This window comes from Candidatus Frackibacter sp. WG13 (assembly GCF_900114655.1).
Classification (GTDB): domain Bacteria; phylum Bacillota; class Halanaerobiia; order Halobacteroidales; family Acetohalobiaceae; genus Frackibacter.
The window spans coordinates 107,681-108,531 of the sequence record NZ_FOTT01000005.1 but is presented as its reverse complement, the minus strand read 5'-3'; the positions used below and the strand labels follow the sequence as shown (position 1 = coordinate 108,531).

Annotated in this window: 1 CRISPR repeat array. The window is 32.7% G+C overall.

Annotated features, from left to right (window positions below):
• Positions 1 to 58: 58 nt before the first annotated feature.
• A CRISPR array of direct repeats spans positions 59 to 837; the repeat unit is 37 nt; unit sequence GTTATGATCAACATTCCATTAGAACAAGGATTGAAAC.
• Between the last annotated feature and the right edge of the window lie 14 nt (positions 838 to 851).

The window sequence follows — 851 nt, the reverse complement described above, 5'->3', positions numbered from 1 at the left end:
TCCATTAGAACAAGGATTGAAACATGATCTTTTCAGCTAATTCATCTGCTTCTTTTTCGTTATGATCAACATTCCATTAGAACAAGGATTGAAACGAATACATACACAAGTCACAAGTGGAGGTGGGGCAGGGTTATGATCAACATTCCATTAGAACAAGGATTGAAACCAATTTCCTCTAATACTTCTAATGCTTCTTTTTTATGTTATGATCAACATTCCATTAGAACAAGGATTGAAACATTGGAGAACAATTATCACACTTCTTACTACAACTAGGTTATGATCAACATTCCATTAGAACAAGGATTGAAACGTCTTAAATGCTACACTAGCAGTAAGATTAGCTTTAAGTTATGATCAACATTCCATTAGAACAAGGATTGAAACCCCATCTTAGCAAGTATTTGTATCAATCTTATACTAGTTATGATCAACATTCCATTAGAACAAGGATTGAAACTATTGTATATACTTACCTGAAGGTTGTGGTTCAATTTGGTTATGATCAACATTCCATTAGAACAAGGATTGAAACAGTACGGGAGATAGTAATAGTGAAAATAAAAATATTGGTTATGATCAACATTCCATTAGAACAAGGATTGAAACCTCATTAACACCATCTCCTCTAATGAATTTCCTCATTAGTTATGATCAACATTCCATTAGAACAAGGATTGAAACTTTTGGTGTATTTGTTCAAAAATGGTCAAGAAATTAAAGGTTATGATCAACATTCCATTAGAACAAGGATTGAAACAAAATTCCATAACAGTGGTTATCCTGTCCTTGGTCAGGTTATGATCAACATTCCATTAGAACAAGGATTGAAACAATAATCCTTGACA